Source organism: Dawidia cretensis, from assembly GCF_018598175.1.
Taxonomy (GTDB): Bacteria; Bacteroidota; Bacteroidia; order Cytophagales; family Cyclobacteriaceae; genus Ohtaekwangia; species Ohtaekwangia cretensis.
On the sequence record NZ_JAHESE010000029.1, the window covers coordinates 36602 to 51435 of the forward strand.

Genomic DNA, 14834 nt, shown 5'->3' on the forward strand with positions numbered 1-14834 from the left:
CTTCAATTGATAAGATATGAAAAAGATACTAACAGGCGCTTTTTTGCTGGCCGCTTCAGGTATGGCTCTACTCAGCTGTGATTCTGATGATCCATCCATTGGCCGCACCGCAGGACAGGAGATAGCAGGGGAATGGTGGATTACGTATTCGGTTGATGGCGAAGACGTCAACCGTGGCTATTCGGAAATTATTACATCGAATACAGCTGCTAACGTGAACACGGAGATGCTTATTTCTGACCTGGTAAATCCGAACGCGGCGGGCGGCAATTTCTGGACCTATAAGATCAAGGCGCAGGTTGACCCTACTGCGAAAAAATTTGCAGCAGATGACGCACCTAACGCGATTGGTGATGAAATCGAAGTGAACATTGTGAACGGTCAAATCTTCCCCAAAGGTGGTTTCTCTAAAACACGCGTTGTTACCGATAGCATTTATTTTGAGATCGAATTCTCCGATGATCCAGGTACTATATATGTGGCGCATGGCCACAAACGTACCGGCTTTACTGAAGATGATTTTTAGTTGATTTAAATCACTCCATTATTATGTGGGAAAGGGGCTATTTCGGTAGCCCCTTTTTTTAATACCTTTGAACTATGCGTTTATTGATAATTCTACTCTTAACCGTTCTCTCACTTGCGACCTTTGCCCAGGGTGACATGCGCGTTGATCAGATAGTAGACCGTACCTCCGGTCGCTATAACGAGTTTCAACCTAAACCAGAAAAGATCGAAAGCGTCTACCTGCACGAGGACTGGACCTATGGAACTCTCATGCTGCTATCCGGTGATACACTAGCGGACCTGTCGTTAAAATATGATATCAAAAACAGCCTGCTTGAAATCAATACTCCGGCGGGTATCAAAGTGGCCAGCCTCTCCAAGATCAAAGGCTTCGAGCTCGCCGCGATGCCCCGTAAACAACTCTTTTTAAACGCTAATCGCCAGCAGGTCCCAGGCCTCACAGGCCTGGTTGAAGTATTGGCCACAGGCAATACTTCCCTTTATGCGAAACCTTCCGTAGAGATTATTGCGGGCAATTACAATGCGGCCCTGGATGTTGGGAGCCGTGGTGATAAAGCCGTCAAGAAAGAAGATCTATTCCTGGTAAAGGACGGAAAAGCTACTGATGTCACCCGGGCAGGGAAAAAGGTCGTTAGTCAATTCCAGGGACGTGAGGCCGACATTGAAAAGTACGCTGAAGACAACCGCCTTTCGTATAAAAAAAAAGAAGACCTAGCGAAGATTATCCGCTTTGCTAATGAAGCACCAGCGAAGTAGTCGCTGAATAGTATAATTCGATACACTAAAGCCACGGATTTATATCTGTGGCTTTTTGCTTTCGAAAGGGGCACGGTGGGGATTAATCGAGGAAACCAGGTCGCTTGTTGTTTAAAAGCGTTATGAGTAACTGCTATCGCTTATCCACTCGCTTGCCAACGGCAGGAGCCAGAATCTGAATAGCGCCCGGCAATACTTCAATCTTAAACTCAGTATTGTGCCCACTGGGCTCACCATCCACGTGGTAGGCTACTGGCTTCGATGTACGAATTACGAGCGAAGGAGCTTCTTGCACATCACAGAACGATGTCTTACCAACATCGCCTGCAAACATGTTATAAATAAAATCTACACGGTATACCGGCACCTTCTTCATGGTGTTGATGTGCAATAACCCATCAGTCACCGAAGCGCGCGGAGCGATGCGGGCATTGTTGCCATATTGCGAAGAATTAGCAATAGCAATGATGAAGGCGTTGACTGTATTCCGCTTGCCTGCGATCTCGATCTCTGCTTGGAACTCACGAAAGGTAAAAAACTCCTGCATCGTAAGTTTAGCATACCCCGCCAACCCACGTTTGCTGGTACCACCGAAGAGGTTGGCTATGTGCCCGTCAAAGCCTATGCCTGATACATTAAGAGAAAGTTTGCCATTGACGGTAAAAGCATCCATCGGCACGATGGTGCTTTGAAAGAGCGACTGGGCAGCGTCGGCTACGCCCAACGGTATACCCAAATGGCGTGAGAGGCCGTTGCCGGAACCGCGGGGGATCAACCCCATCGGTATGTTGGCTTTCAATGCCCCGCGGGCTACTTCATTGATGGTGCCATCGCCGCCGACGGCGACGACGAAGTCGAAACCTTGTTGGGGGGCTTGCTCGGCCAGCTCGACGGCATGGCCGGGGGCGCGCGTGAACTCGATGGAGCACTCGGCATCGGCACGCTCGCAGGCGTCGATGATGCGTCCTTCCACCGCGGGCTGGTAGCCCGTGCCGGCGTACTTGTTGACGATGAAGAGTACCTTCTTACCTGGAGTGTTCACGGCGCAGCAGGGTAGGACCGTTGCTATATTCCCAAAGACGGGAACGAACGGAAATTATTTTTTGCTGACCTTGTCCTGGATGTACTTTACCGCCTGTCCATAGGTCTGGAGTTTTTCGGCGTCGTCGTCCGGTATGCGGATGTCGAACGTTTGCTCAAACTCCATCACGATCTCGGCATAGTCCAGGGAGTCGATGCCCAGGTCTTTTACAAAGTTTGCTTCGGGGGTAATTTCCGACGCTGCAATGCCGAGTTTTTCCGTCAATATCTTGGTGACTTTCTGGGGGATGTCTTGCATAGCGGATTCCAAATGTTTGGCAAATGTATTAAATACGGATTTTGCCTACAAATCTTTATGGGAGGCACCCTGGAACCCGGCTGAGGAGGTCAGAAACGCATAAAGAACTCGGTGCCCTGGCCGACAGTCGATTTTACGCTTAACGTACCCTGGTGCTGGCGCATAATCTGACGCGACAAGCTGAGCCCAATGCCAGAGCCCGTCTTTTTCGTGGTAAAGAACGGTATGAAGATCTTCTCCAACGCTTCCGGATCAATGCCTGTGCCGTTGTCTTTGACGGCGATCACCGCCCGCGACTTGTCGTTCAGGTAAGCGCGTAGGGCAATCGTCTTTTGCTCCTGGTCTTCGAAGGACTGAATGGCATTCTTCAAGAGGTTGATGGCCACCTGCTCGATCATGTTTTTGTCGGCAGTAATGGTGAGGTCCTCCGGGTAAACGGAGATGCTCAGCTGAATGCCGCGGTCGCTCAGCTCCCTGCGGTGAAGCATTGTGAGCTCTTCCAGCATGGTGCGCACGTCGATCTGCGAAGGGCGCGGCTTCGGTATAGCCGTCAGGCTGCGGAATTCTTTTACGAAGTGTATGAGGCCCTCGCTGCGCTTGCTGATGGTCTGGAGTGACAGGTGAATATCGCTGAGCTGGTCCTTGGAGAGCGGTGGCGCAGTGTTCTCTTCACCCTCGAGGATGATGTATGGCTTCAGCTCTTCTTCCACGACGCCGGCCAGCGACGAAATGGGTGTCACCGAGTTCATGATCTCGTGCGTCAATACACGCACCAGGTTTTGCCACGCTTCCATTTCTTTCTCTTCCAATTCGTTCTGGATGTTCTGGAGAGAAATAAGCTTGACGTTCTCACCGCGCAAGGTCAACTCGATGGCGTAGATGGAAAGCTGTACAATCTCTTCGCCGATCTTGAGGCGCGTCAGCTCACGGCCACCCGTCTTGAGGCGGGTGAAGACATTGACCAACACTTCGCTGACGCTGTTGAGGTCGCCCAGATGTGTGATGCGGTTGACGCGCAGCAGCTTGCGGGCCGCGCTGTTGAAGATCTCGACGGTGCCGTCTTCGCGAAATACCATGAGTCCGATTCCGACGTGCATGACGATGTTCTTGAAGAAGAGAAATTCCGAGTCTTTCTCGCGGCGGGCGCTGCGCATGCGCAGCATGGCCTGGTTCAGCTCCTGGTGCAGGCGCCGTATGTCGGGGTCTTCGCTGGAGGTCTTGAAAGAATAGGAGAGGTCGTCGAACTGGATGGAGTCGAAAAACGACGCCATGCTGGTTCGCGTGCGATCGAGGTATTCTACCAGCAGCTTGATCTGCACCAGGCTGATTCCGATGAACACGACGGCGTACAGCCAGTTAGTGTCGTTGAGTATAAAAACACAGCTCAGGAATAGCGAGGCGGCCAGAAAGGCTACCCGGGGAATTACTGCCGATCGCCAGTTAAATTCCATACTTTTCCATTCTCCGGTATAGCGAGGCGCGCGTCAACCCAAGCTCGTCTGCTGCTTTGGATATATTCCCGTTGTGCATGTTGAGTGCTTTTACAATCGCGGTTTTCTCCACCTCGTCCAGGTTCAGGGTATTGTTGGCGGGGCCGGTAGACAGCGCACGGCTCAGCAGGAAGTCGCTGTCTTGTAAACTGCTCAGATCGGTCATGATCACGGCACGCTCGATGGCGTGCTGCAGCTCGCGGATGTTACCCGGCCACGCATAGCGCTTGAGCTTGTCCAGGGCGTCGGGTGCAATGGTGTTCACGAGCTTGTGATATTTTTTGGCGTAATAGTTCAAATAGTGTTGTGCCAGCATCGGGATGTCTTCCACACGGTCGGCCAGCGGTGGTACCTGGACTTCCACGGTGTTGATGCGGTACAGCAGATCTTGCCGGAATGTGCCCTCTTGCACCATCTTGTGCAGCGGCATGTTGGTCGCACAGATCAACCGGATGTCTACCGGCAGCGCCTGGTTGGCGCCGACGCGCGTTACCTGGCGTGATTGCAGTGCGCTCAGCAACTTGCTTTGCAGCGCCATGCTGAGGTTGCCGATCTCGTCCAGGAACAGCGTACCCCCGTTGGCCAGCTCGAAGCGGCCGGGGCGGTCTTCGCGGGCGTCGGTAAAAGCACCTTTCTTATGACCGAACAGCTCGCTTTCGAAGAGCGTCTCCGTGATCGCCCCCATGTCCACCGACACAAAGCTGTTGTCTTTACGCAGGGAGCGTTGATGAATGGCGCGGGCAATCAGTTCTTTACCCGTACCGTTCTCACCCAGGATAAGCACGTTGGCATCGGTCTTGGCAACCTTGTCAATCAGCTGGAATACATCCTGGATGGCTTTGCTTTGGCCGATGATCTCCGCGAAGGGACGGCTGATCTGCTCTTCCAGCATCTCTTTAGCCTTCTTCAGCTTGTCTACTTCTTTATAGGACTGTTTCAGGCGGATGGCCGTCGAGATCGTGGCGATGAGCTTTTCGTTCTGCCAGGGCTTGAGAATAAAGTCGGTAGCACCGGCCTTCAGCGCCCGCACGGCCATCTCGACATCACCAAAGGCGGTGATCATAATCACTACCGACGAGGGGTCGTGCGCCAGGATCTGCTCGAGCCAATAAAAACCTTCTTTACCGCTGGTGATGTCCTTGCTGAAGTTCATGTCCAGCAGAATGACATCGTACGTATCGTTGTTGAGTAGAAAAGGGATCTTCTTTGGGTTCTTTTCGATAATCACATGATGTCCCTGCTTTTTAAGCAACATCTTCGCCGCCAGGAGTACATCTTCATCGTCATCGATCATTAAAATTTTGCCGCCTTCATTCACGTGAGTAAGGATGATTTAGGTGTGGATAATGCTTGTAGGAAAATCTATGCCAGTAACAAAAACTGCCATTTGGGGTGTTTTAAGCCTGTGCAGGTGTTCTGCGATGCACAAATATGTTCAAAAATGAACAGTTAAAAAAGCCATTCCGGGCATTGGCGGCCGGAATTGGACGTCGTACAACAAACCGGCCTCTGCGACGCCATAACGCGCTGAAGAGGCCGGTGAATAGAGGCGGACGCCGGTTGGGTTAGTCCTGCTCTTCCAATGTAAATGCGTAGGAGCCGTTTTCCTGCGTCCTTTCGAACCGTGTCCGTAACATATTATTTTCAGGGACGAATACCGTCATTTGGTAGGTTTTATTCGGTGATAGGGTGTAGACATTGTCTTTGGTGTCGACGAAGATGTGAAACGTTTCTGCCGTCTCCTCCAGGAGCGCAATGGTTCCGCGCAGCGTTCTGACATTACCGGCAGTGTCGAGCACACGGATCTTTCCGTTTCCGGTATCGGCGATATAAATCTTACCATCGGCCGCCATGAACAATCCGGTTACGTTGCTGAAACGCGCCTCCGACACCTCACCGTCGACGTTGCCGGCCTGGGCACTGCCGGCGAGTGTTGTCACGACCCCGCCGGGCGTGATTTTCCGGATGTATGAACCGTCTGCCACGTACAGGTTATCGGCTTTGTCGATCGCCATCGCCGAGATCCGGGTGAACTGCGCGGCGGCGCCCGTGCCGTCTGCGTGTCCGGCAGTAGTAGCGCCGGCAAACGTGCTGACGCTGCCGGTATCGTTCTTGCGGATAAAGGTCTTCCCGGATTCAATTGTATACATGATCCCTTTGCTGTCGATCTCTACATCGATGATGGTATTGAAGTCTGCGGTTCCATACCCTTCGACATACAGGGCATGCTCGAAGTCGCTTGCTGTTGAGATCAGCTCGTTGCGGATGTTGGAGCTGCCGGTGATGGAATATCGCTGCGCAAAAAATACGTCCTGGTTAGGCGCCGTGGCCATGCCAATGTTGGGGATCATATGATACCTCCCTTCGCTTTTATCCGGAATGGTCAGCGGCCGGCTTTGCTGGAGAAGTCTTGCGGCCGGAGCGCTGGCATTATTCGGATCGTCGCCGACGCCGGCGAATTCGATAATGTTGAACCGGTCAAAAAACAGCGGATCCCAGGCGATCACCGTGCTGTCTGTAAAGCGGGTGAGTGATGCTACGCGGCCGAAATGGCGGGAGACCTTACGTGAATGAGATACAGTTCCGGATTTGGTCACAACGGATGCTGTGACGGCGGTCAGGGTTTCTGCAGGGGGTGAACTTCCAGCCTCTTCCCGTCAATGATGTATAGGCGCTCATCACTCTGGAGGACAAAACCCTGGGATACCCGGCTGTCGGCATCATCGTATTTGGCGCTGAACAGGTTGAACATCTGGCGCCGGTCGTTGGTGTCGAAATATACCTCTTCTCCCAGGAAGTTAAAATACCGAATGCCCGGTGCTGTCAGTGTGCGCAGATGCTTGCCCATGCTGCTGTACATGTGCAGCGCTTTGCCGCGTTCGAGTAAGAAAAGGAAGCCCTGGTATTCGCGCATATAGGTGATCGCTTCGTGCTTGTCTGCAGTAACTCCTGCTACGGGGGTTTCCACCAATACTATACCTTTCTGTGTGTCGATCTTCTTCAGGCTCCAGTCGGCGACATCCAGTATCCACACGTTGTAATCGCCGGAGGCGCAGACCAGCCAGGGTTCTGCGGCGAAGGCTGCGTCGATGGAGATGGAGTTGTTAATGTCTGCCTCGAATGACGGGTTGAGATAGGCATAATGTTGTGTGGGGCGGTAATACGCAAACAGGCGAGCGCCGTCACGTGGGTCGAAGAGTGTGAGCCGGGGGAGGTTATCAGGTGAGGTAGCACGTAGGTTGCCGTCTTTGTCGTAACGCTGTAAGCGCCCGCTGCGCAGCTGCAGGTAAAGCTCGCCGGGACGATCGATGAACGCTGCCGTGACGCTATCCGGTAACGTGATAGCTATAGGCTTGGGCGTCTGGGCCAGAAGGGACGTGCCCGCCAGCAACAGCATGATTACATATAGGGTTAAAAGGCGCATTATTTCACGATCATCAGGTACACACAAACCTACACAAAAATTATGCTGCGACGCGCGCGAGTATGTAGAATTGTACAAATCAGCGAAAAATTTATACTCCGTTTTATGCTGAACGAGCATATCCTGTAATAACCTAAAGTTTCTTACATGACGTCAACCTCCATCTGCTTTCTCGCGGTACTATTAAACCAAAGTGCGTTACTTTAACGCACGATAAACTCCACACTATCATGCGAAAAATTCTTATCCTCTCGTTCGTGCTGGCAGCCAGTATAAATGGCTTTAGCCAGTTCGACATCAAAAAAGACGTGCTGCTAAAGGATAAACAGCCCTATGCGCAGATCACGGGTACCTCCAAGTTTATGGAGCCCGCCAATCTGGCGGTAAGCTCTCTCAACGGTGACTCGCTTTTTACTATCAAGACCTGGAAGTACACCAACGCTAATCCCAAGTTCAGAAACCTGTTCGGCTACACGGTTCGTTTTGTTGGCAGCGGTACGTCAATGGTTCGCTTACATGACGAGGCCTATCCGCCGACGCGCAAAGACAAGATCTACAACTTGGTGGTAAAGGGCTTCACACAGGACTTGGTGGTAAACAACGCTATCAACCCGGCGGCTGAAGCAGAGTTTCTCAAACTTGATGGTGTTCCCACCATTGCGAAAGCAGCGGAATATGAGAAGAGCATGGCTGATTATCTGAAGGCTTATTACCCAATTTCCCGAACAACCGAAGCGAAAGTAACGCTGAAGAATGTAAAGGAGGTTAAAGAGAAAGATGGCTCCATTACGCGTACGCAGGATGCATATCAGAGTGATGTATACCTGGTAACGATTGTCACACGTCTGACAGGCGAAGCAGTATATACACTGCAACGTAAGAATGATAAACCATTTGTACACGGTGACGAGAAGCTGGAAGAGGCGCCGGTGGCGTTTGGTTTGGTGGCTTCGTCGGTATTTAGTTACCCTGTAGGGAACAGCTTTCCGGTGACGATCCATTCGAACCTGGCGGTGAAAGATTCCGAGATCAAGGTGGCTGTGCCGAATAAGGCGGAGGTGGAGATCGCTCAATACCTGGTCGATAACAAATTGTTGTAAGAAATAAAAAGCGCCAGTCGGGAAGCTGGCGTTTTTTTATTTAATCTCTTGGGAAAGTCTTCAACACCATCGTCTCCCCATCGTATACCCCATACGTATTGAAGTTCACCCACTCGCCGATGTTAATATACCGGGCGTGCTCTCCGATCGGTAGATCCAGCGGCAAATGCCGGTGGCCGAAGATGTAGAAGTCGTGATGGGCCTTTTGCTCGACTTCGGTGCAGTATACCCAGAGGTATTCGTTCTCGGCTTTTTCGAATTTGTCTTCCTGTTTCTCTATGTTGCTGATGCGGCTCTTGCGCGACCAGTAGTTGGCGAGTCCGATGCCGAAGTTGGGGTGGATGCGGGCGAACAGCCACTGGCACAGGCGGCTGTTAAAGAACTTTTTGAGGAACTTATACGTGTGGTCGCCGGGCCCCAGGCCATCGCCGTGGCCGATCATCAGCCGTTGTGTGCCCACCGTCAATATTTGTGGATCGCGGTAAATCGGGATGCCCAGCTCTTCTGTGAAATAATCGAACATCCACATGTCATGGTTGCCTGTGAAGAAGATAATGGGAATGCCTGCATCGCGCAGCTCGGCCAGCTTGCCTTGCAGGCGAATGAAGCCTTTGGGGATGGCGTGGCGGTACTCGAACCAGAAGTCAAAGATGTCGCCGAGCAGGTAAATGCTGTGGGCCTCGTCTTTGATGGAATCCAGCCAGCGGACGATGCGCCGCTCGCGCTGCAGGCTATCCTCCCGGGTGGGAACACCCAGGTGAAAGTCGGAGGCGAAGAAAATCTTCTTGTGGTGGAGCGAGGGGATATTATTCATAAAAAAACTCAGAACCTGTGGGGTCCTGAGTTCAAAAATAAGCGGATTATTTTAGTTTCTTGTTTACGACAGTGGCGAAGTGCGCAGCTCGTCAGGCCTGTCGCCTTCCAGCGTCGGCGTAGGGTCTACACCGGGCTGCTCGTTTTCCTGAGCCTGTTTTTCATACTTGCCTGTGCCGTTGGTAAATTGTTGGTAAGTCGTTTGTTTTTCAAACGGACGTTTGCCAATCAACCTTTCCAGGTCGGCCTGGAAGAGAATCTCTTTCTCCAGCAGCTCTTTGGCGATCACATCCAGATAGATCCGATGTTTGCTCAGCAGGGCTTTTGTGCGCTCATAGGCTTCGTCGATGATACCCTTCACTTCCACGTCGATCCTCTCCGAAGTAGCTTCGGAGTAAGGCTTTTGGAAGGAGTAGTCGTTGGCTTTTGAGTCGTAGAACGACATATTGCCAATCTGTTTATTCATACCATAGACGGTCACGATGCTGTACGCCAATTTGGTGATGCGTTCCAGGTCGCTTAGGGCACCCGTGGAGACCTTGCCGAATACCAGATCCTCCGCCGCACGTCCACCAAAGGCCATACACATTTCGTCCAGCAGTTGCTCGGTTTGATACAGGAACTGCTCTTTGGGCAGGTACTGTGCATACCCCAGCGCGGCTACGCCGCGCGGTACGATGCTGACCTTCACCAGCGGATCGGCGTGCTCCAGGAACCAGCCCGCTACCGCGTGACCGGCTTCATGGAAGGCCACGATCTTTTTCTCTTCCGGCGAAATGATCTTGTTCTTCTTCTCGAGGCCACCGATCACACGGTCAATGGCGTCCTGGAAGTCTTGCATGTCGACGGCTTTCTTATCACGACGCGCGGCAATCAGCGCGGCTTCGTTACATACGTTGGCGATCTCCGCACCCGCAAAGCCCGGCGTCTGCGCCGAAAGCTTTTTCGGATCTACGGTAGGATCCAGCTTGATAGGCTTGAGGTGTACTTTAAAGATTGCCTCACGGCCTACGATATCGGGTTTGTCAATGCTGATCTGGCGGTCGAAACGGCCCGGACGCAGCAGCGCAGAGTCGAGCACGTCAGGGCGGTTGGTTGCGGCCAGGATGATCACACCCGAGTCGGTAGCAAAACCGTCCATTTCCACCAGCAGCGAGTTCAGCGTATTCTCACGCTCGTCATTCGCACCGGGCAACTGACCACGACCGCGTGACCGGCCGATAGCGTCGATCTCATCGATGAATATGATACACGGGGCTTTCTCTTTGGCTTGCTTGAACAGGTCACGTACCCGCGCAGCGCCCACGCCCACAAACATTTCCACGAAGTCGGAACCCGACAGTGAGAAGAAAGGCACAGCGGCTTCACCTGCGACAGCTTTCGCGAGCAAGGTCTTACCGGTACCCGGAGGGCCTACCAGCAACGCACCTTTCGGAATCTTACCACCCAGCTTGGTGAACTTGCTTGGCGTCTTCAGGAAGTCTACAATTTCTTTTACTTCTTCTTTGGCTTCGTCCAGGCCGGCGACGTCCGAGAAGGTGATCTTTACTTTGTTCTCGGCATCGAACAGGGCAGCCTTCGATTTGCCGATGTTAAAGATCTGTCCACCGGGACCTGCACCGCCGGTCATGCGGCGCATCAGCATCCAGAAACCGAAGAGGAGCAGGAACAACAAGCCCCACTGGAACAGTTGACCTACATAGTCGCCACGGTCTTCCGACTTATATTCGGGCTTCGCGCTGTCGGGCAACTTGTCTTTAAAGATCCGGAACTCCTGATCGAAGTTGCCGGCGTCTACCACGCGCACAATAAAGTGCGGGCCGGAGGCGCTGGAGCCACCGATCGGGTTGCTGTTAAGGTCTTGCTTATATTTAGCATTTTGCAATGCGTCGGAAGTAAGTGTTACTTCTACGAATTTTTGATTTTGCACGAGGATGACTTTCCGTACATCGCCCGCTTTTACCATCTGTTTGAAGACGTCGTAGTCGACTTCCTTTAAACCATTCGTGGAGTTGAAATACATCACGCCGAAGATGACAGCGATGGTAGCCAGGATCACCCAGATCTGGTAATTACCACGCGGTGGCTTAGTAGGTAACAGCGGTTTATTTTCTTTTTGTTTGTCGGCCATTTCTATTTACGATCAGTGTTTTCAAATATCTACTCAATAACGTGGTGCAGGACATTTAGTTCTTTAGTCCTCGATTTCCGTTATATCGGCATCGCCCCATAAGCGCTCCAGCGCATAGAACTCACGCCGGTCCTTTTTAAAGACGTGTGCTACCACATCAATATAGTCGAGGAGCATCCACTCTTTATTGTTTTTTCCTTCGATGTGCCAGGGATTTTCTTTCAGAGTTTTGAAGACTTCTTCGTCAATAGAGTCAGCAATGGCATCTATCTGTTTATCGGAGTTACCGGAACAAACGATGAAGAAATCTGCGACTGCATTCTTTACTTTGCGGAGGTCCATCACAACGATGTCCGCTGCCTTTTTTTCCTGCATGCCTTTTACGATCACCTCACTCAGTTTTTCCGAACTGGCCCCCTTCCGTTTTTTTACCATTAAACTATCTTCGTTTTTGGATTAACCCTCAAAACTAAACAAAATACCTTGTATAAAATCCCTACCAATACGCTTTTCATCGGCAAGAACCTTGTTTTTATGCCGGAATGTCACTCCACCAACACCCATGCCCTGCAACTTTGCCAGGAGTCGTCAACCCCGGAAGGTACGTTGGTGATCACGGATAACCAAACCGCCGGCCGTGGTCAGATGGGCAACACCTGGGAGGCGCACGCCGGTCAGAACCTCACGTTTTCGTTCATTCTGAAGCCTACGTTCCTGCGCCCGCACGAGCAATATTCACTCAATATGGCAATTTCGCTGGGTTTATACGATTTCCTATCCGCTTTTCTACAACAACCCGTCCACATCAAGTGGCCCAACGACTTGCTGGCAGACGACCGGAAAGTGTGCGGGATTCTCATTGAAAACAGCATTCAAGGCTCTACGCTAGCCCATGCTGTAGTGGGCATAGGTTTAAACGTAAACCAGGCTACTTTCGGTTCCCCGCGCGCGGGCTCGCTGCGCACGGTTGGCGGCCAATCGCATGCGCTCCAGGAGGTGCTCGACGTCCTTTTGGTTGCGCTTGAACAACGCTACCTGTCGCTGCGGCAGGGTAAAACCGTACAACTGAAGCAAGAGTACGAACAGGTGCTTTTTGGATTGAATGAGCTCCGGCCTTTTAAAGCAGCAGGAGAGGAGTTTGAGGGGAAAGTGAAGGGGATTGACGAGGCGGGAAGGTTGTTGTTGGAGACGATTGAGGGGATGAAGGTGTTTGCTTTGAAAGAAATTGAGTTCATTTATTGAATTCCCGTAATTTTGCGGCCTTATGAACGTATTTCAGGAATCTCGCCGCATCATTATTACCTGTAACAAGCGCTTGTCGCCGTACCTTGAAAAAGAGGTTCGCGATCTGGGGTTTGAGCCGGAGCGGGTATTCCAAACAGGCGTGGAGCTGCTGGGCACTGTACGCGATTGTATTCGGCTGAACCTCAACCTGCGTTGCGCCAGTCAGATTCTTTATTCCTTGCACGAGTTTCGTGTCAACAGCCCCCAGGAGCTGTACGATGTGGTGTTTAAATTTCCGTGGGAAGACATCATGGCGGGCGAAGGCTACTTCTCGGTTACCAGCAATGTCGACCACTTCACTATCAATACACCTCTCTTTGCTAACGTAAAGGTAAAGGACGCCATTGCCGATCGCTTCCGCCGCAACACGGCCCGCCGCCCGAACTCGGGTCCCGATCTCGACCAGACGGTGGTGCACTTATACTGGAAGGAAGATCGTGGCGAGCTCTTTGCCGATACATCAGGGTACACGCTTGCCAAGCACGGCTACCGCAAGGTGCCGGGTAAGGCGCCTATGCTGGAGGCGCTGGCAGCCGCGACGTTAATGGCGGGTAAGTGGGATCGTCAGTCACCATTCGTTAATCCCATGTGTGGTTCGGGTACCCTGGCTATCGAGGCGGCTTTGTTGGCGACCGATCGTCGCCCGGGTTTGTACCGCGACAATTATGCTTTTATGCACTTGCTGGGGTATGAGGAAAGCTTCTACCGCGAAGAGCGCGAGCAGCTCGACGCCCGGGTACACGATGTGCCCGGCCTGCAGATTATTGCCAGCGACATCAGCGACGATGCCGTGAACGTTGCACAGTCCAATGCCGGCATGGCGGGCGTTGCTAACCTGATTCGTTTCGAGCGTGGCGACTTTGCGAAAACGACCGTGCCGCCGGCGCCGGGGGTGGTATATTTCAACCCCGAGTACGGCGAGCGTTTGGGTGAAGTGCAGGCGCTGGAGGAAACGTACGGCCGCGTCGGCGATTTTCTCAAGCAGCAATGCAAGGGCTACACCGGCTACATCTTTACCGGTAACCTCGATCTGGCCAAAAAGATCGGCTTGCGCGCCAGCCGTCGCATCGAGTTTTATACGGCCAAGCTGGACTGTCGATTGTTGGAATACGAGCTGTATGCAGGCACCCGGCAGAAGAAACAGAGTGAGAGTGAGAGCGAGAGCGGTGTGTGAGTGTGGGAGTGGGTGTGAAGAGACCGCGTGCAGAGAAAGCGAAGGCGGCCTCGTAAAAGCTTAACAAATTCTTTCCGCTTATCCCCGGTGGTTTTTTTAATTTGCGGGCTCCGTTTACCTTACGGATCTTAACAAATTCATCGGTATGATCTCCGTGCGCAATCTTTCTTATCAATATGACGGAACATCCCGGGCCATACAATTCCAGGATTTTTCCATTCCCCAGGGCGAGCACGGCCTGCTGCTCGGTGAGTCGGGCAGCGGCAAGACCACGCTGCTGCACGTCATCGGCGGACTGCTGCGCAAGTATAGCGGCACGGTGTCCATTCAAGACACTGCGCTGAACGCCTTATCGGAAGCGGCCCTCGACGGTTTCCGCGGCCGCCACATCGGTTTCATCTTCCAGCGCAATCATCTTATCAGCGCCCTGACGGTGGAAAAGAACCTCGCATTGTCGCCTTACCTGGCGGGACTGCCTCCGGACGCCGCGCGCATCGATCAGGTGCTGGCCAGCCTGGGGTTGCAAGAGAAAAAGAAAAGCCGCATCAGCGAGCTCAGCCACGGCCAGGCCCAGCGGGTAGCCATTGCACGGGCTGTGCTGAATAAGCCATCCATCATTCTGGCCGATGAGCCTACGTCGGCACTCGACGATAAGAACTGCGAGCGTGTCATCACGTTGCTGACCGACGTTGCCCGGCAGCACGGCGCCACACTGTTGGTTGCGACACACGACCAGCGCCTCAAAGACCGCATCAGCAACCGCATCGACCTCACTACAGCTCCGTAACCCGCGAT

The 14834-nt window shown here is 52.6% G+C and carries 15 protein-coding genes; 6 read left to right on the forward strand and 9 right to left on the reverse strand.

Translation table 11 applies throughout. The annotated features are described in order from the left end of the window. Nucleotides 1-16: 16 nt before the first annotated feature. On the forward strand, nt 17-526 hold the full coding sequence (locus tag KK062_RS22690) for a lipid-binding protein (protein WP_254086650.1): 510 nt from the start codon (nt 17-19) through the stop codon (nt 524-526). Nucleotides 527-600: 74 nt separating this feature from the next. Beyond that, a complete protein-coding gene (locus KK062_RS22695; protein ID WP_254086651.1) occupies nt 601-1284 on the forward strand; it encodes a hypothetical protein in 684 nt (227 codons plus the stop codon). 133 nt (nt 1285-1417) lie between these two features. Here the strand turns inward: KK062_RS22695 and KK062_RS22700 are convergent, their stop codons facing one another. The 6 genes from KK062_RS22700 to KK062_RS22725 all read right to left on the reverse strand — a co-directional run bounded on the left by KK062_RS22700 (nt 1418) and on the right by KK062_RS22725 (nt 7537). Continuing rightward, nucleotides 1418-2326 (reverse strand): diacylglycerol/lipid kinase family protein, encoded by a 909-nt coding sequence (locus KK062_RS22700; RefSeq protein ID WP_254086652.1) that lies wholly within the window; start codon nt 2324-2326, stop codon nt 1418-1420. A gap of 54 nt (nt 2327-2380) precedes the next feature. Beyond that, nucleotides 2381-2623: an acyl carrier protein gene (locus KK062_RS22705; protein WP_254086653.1), complete on the reverse strand. Its 243-nt coding sequence runs from the start codon at nt 2621-2623 to the stop codon at nt 2381-2383. Between the two features lie 89 nt (nt 2624-2712). Continuing rightward, a complete protein-coding gene (locus KK062_RS22710) occupies nt 2713-4074 on the reverse strand; it encodes a sensor histidine kinase (RefSeq protein ID WP_254086654.1) in 1362 nt (453 codons plus the stop codon). Next, the gene (locus tag KK062_RS22715; RefSeq protein WP_254086655.1) at nt 4064-5407 is read right to left on the reverse strand and encodes a sigma-54-dependent transcriptional regulator; all 1344 of its coding nucleotides are present in this window, start codon (nt 5405-5407) and stop codon (nt 4064-4066) included. Before KK062_RS22715 ends, KK062_RS22710 begins: the two co-directional genes overlap by 11 nt. Nucleotides 5408-5678: 271 nt before the next feature. After that, nucleotides 5679-6710 carry an NHL repeat-containing protein gene (locus KK062_RS22720; RefSeq protein ID WP_254086656.1) on the reverse strand — a complete coding sequence of 344 codons (1032 nt, stop codon included), beginning with the start codon at nt 6708-6710 and terminating at the stop codon, nt 5679-5681. Between the two features lie 20 nt (nt 6711-6730). Beyond that, entirely contained in the window at nt 6731-7537 is an 807-nt protein-coding gene (locus tag KK062_RS22725; protein ID WP_254086657.1) for a hypothetical protein, read from the reverse strand. A 230-nt stretch (nt 7538-7767) separates the two neighbouring features. Here KK062_RS22725 and KK062_RS22730 point away from each other — a divergent pair, with 230 nt between their 5' ends. Continuing rightward, nucleotides 7768-8637, forward strand: a complete 870-nt coding sequence (locus KK062_RS22730) for a hypothetical protein (RefSeq protein ID WP_254086658.1) — start codon at nt 7768-7770, stop codon at nt 8635-8637. A gap of 40 nt (nt 8638-8677) precedes the next feature. Here the strand turns inward: KK062_RS22730 and KK062_RS22735 are convergent, their stop codons facing one another. The 3 genes from KK062_RS22735 to rsfS form a co-directional block, all read right to left on the reverse strand. Next, nucleotides 8678-9451, reverse strand: coding sequence for a UDP-2,3-diacylglucosamine diphosphatase (locus KK062_RS22735; RefSeq protein ID WP_254086659.1), 774 nt, complete (start codon nt 9449-9451; stop codon nt 8678-8680). Between the two features lie 63 nt (nt 9452-9514). Beyond that, nucleotides 9515-11581: an ATP-dependent zinc metalloprotease FtsH gene (gene ftsH / locus KK062_RS22740; protein ID WP_254086660.1), complete on the reverse strand. Its 2067-nt coding sequence runs from the start codon at nt 11579-11581 to the stop codon at nt 9515-9517. 63 nt (nt 11582-11644) lie between these two features. After that, nucleotides 11645-12016, reverse strand: a complete 372-nt coding sequence (gene rsfS / locus KK062_RS22745) for a ribosome silencing factor (protein WP_254086661.1) — start codon at nt 12014-12016, stop codon at nt 11645-11647. Nucleotides 12017-12064: 48 nt separating this feature from the next. Between rsfS and KK062_RS22750 the strand changes: the two genes are divergently transcribed. From KK062_RS22750 to KK062_RS22760, 3 genes are all read left to right on the forward strand, one after another. After that, entirely contained in the window at nt 12065-12823 is a 759-nt protein-coding gene (locus KK062_RS22750; protein ID WP_254086662.1) for a biotin--[acetyl-CoA-carboxylase] ligase, read from the forward strand. A 22-nt stretch (nt 12824-12845) separates the two neighbouring features. Beyond that, nucleotides 12846-14039 carry a THUMP domain-containing class I SAM-dependent RNA methyltransferase gene (locus KK062_RS22755; protein ID WP_254086663.1) on the forward strand — a complete coding sequence of 398 codons (1194 nt, stop codon included), beginning with the start codon at nt 12846-12848 and terminating at the stop codon, nt 14037-14039. Nucleotides 14040-14184: 145 nt separating this feature from the next. After that, complete coding sequence (locus KK062_RS22760) at nt 14185-14826, forward strand: ABC transporter ATP-binding protein (protein WP_254086664.1); 642 nt, start codon at nt 14185-14187, stop codon at nt 14824-14826. The last annotated feature ends 8 nt before the right edge of the window (nt 14827-14834 follow it).

Excerpts from the sequence above, each read along its gene's own strand:
- KK062_RS22690 (WP_254086650.1), top strand. The coding sequence starts at position 17 with ATGAAAAAGATACTAACAGGCGCTTTTTTGCTGGCCGCTTCAGGTATG.
- KK062_RS22695 (WP_254086651.1), top strand. The coding sequence starts at position 601 with ATGCGTTTATTGATAATTCTACTCTTAACCGTTCTCTCACTTGCGACC.
- KK062_RS22705 (WP_254086653.1), bottom strand. The coding sequence starts at position 2,623 with ATGCAAGACATCCCCCAGAAAGTCACCAAGATATTGACGGAAAAACTC.
- KK062_RS22710 (WP_254086654.1), bottom strand. The coding sequence starts at position 4,074 with ATGGAATTTAACTGGCGATCGGCAGTAATTCCCCGGGTAGCCTTTCTG.
- KK062_RS22715 (WP_254086655.1), bottom strand. The coding sequence starts at position 5,407 with ATGATCGATGACGATGAAGATGTACTCCTGGCGGCGAAGATGTTGCTT.
- KK062_RS22725 (WP_254086657.1), bottom strand. The coding sequence starts at position 7,537 with ATGCGCCTTTTAACCCTATATGTAATCATGCTGTTGCTGGCGGGCACG.
- KK062_RS22730 (WP_254086658.1), top strand. The coding sequence starts at position 7,768 with ATGCGAAAAATTCTTATCCTCTCGTTCGTGCTGGCAGCCAGTATAAAT.
- KK062_RS22735 (WP_254086659.1), bottom strand. The coding sequence starts at position 9,451 with ATGAATAATATCCCCTCGCTCCACCACAAGAAGATTTTCTTCGCCTCC.
- ftsH (WP_254086660.1), bottom strand. The coding sequence starts at position 11,581 with ATGGCCGACAAACAAAAAGAAAATAAACCGCTGTTACCTACTAAGCCA.
- rsfS (WP_254086661.1), bottom strand. The coding sequence starts at position 12,016 with ATGGTAAAAAAACGGAAGGGGGCCAGTTCGGAAAAACTGAGTGAGGTG.
- KK062_RS22755 (WP_254086663.1), top strand. The coding sequence starts at position 12,846 with ATGAACGTATTTCAGGAATCTCGCCGCATCATTATTACCTGTAACAAG.
- KK062_RS22760 (WP_254086664.1), top strand. The coding sequence starts at position 14,185 with ATGATCTCCGTGCGCAATCTTTCTTATCAATATGACGGAACATCCCGG.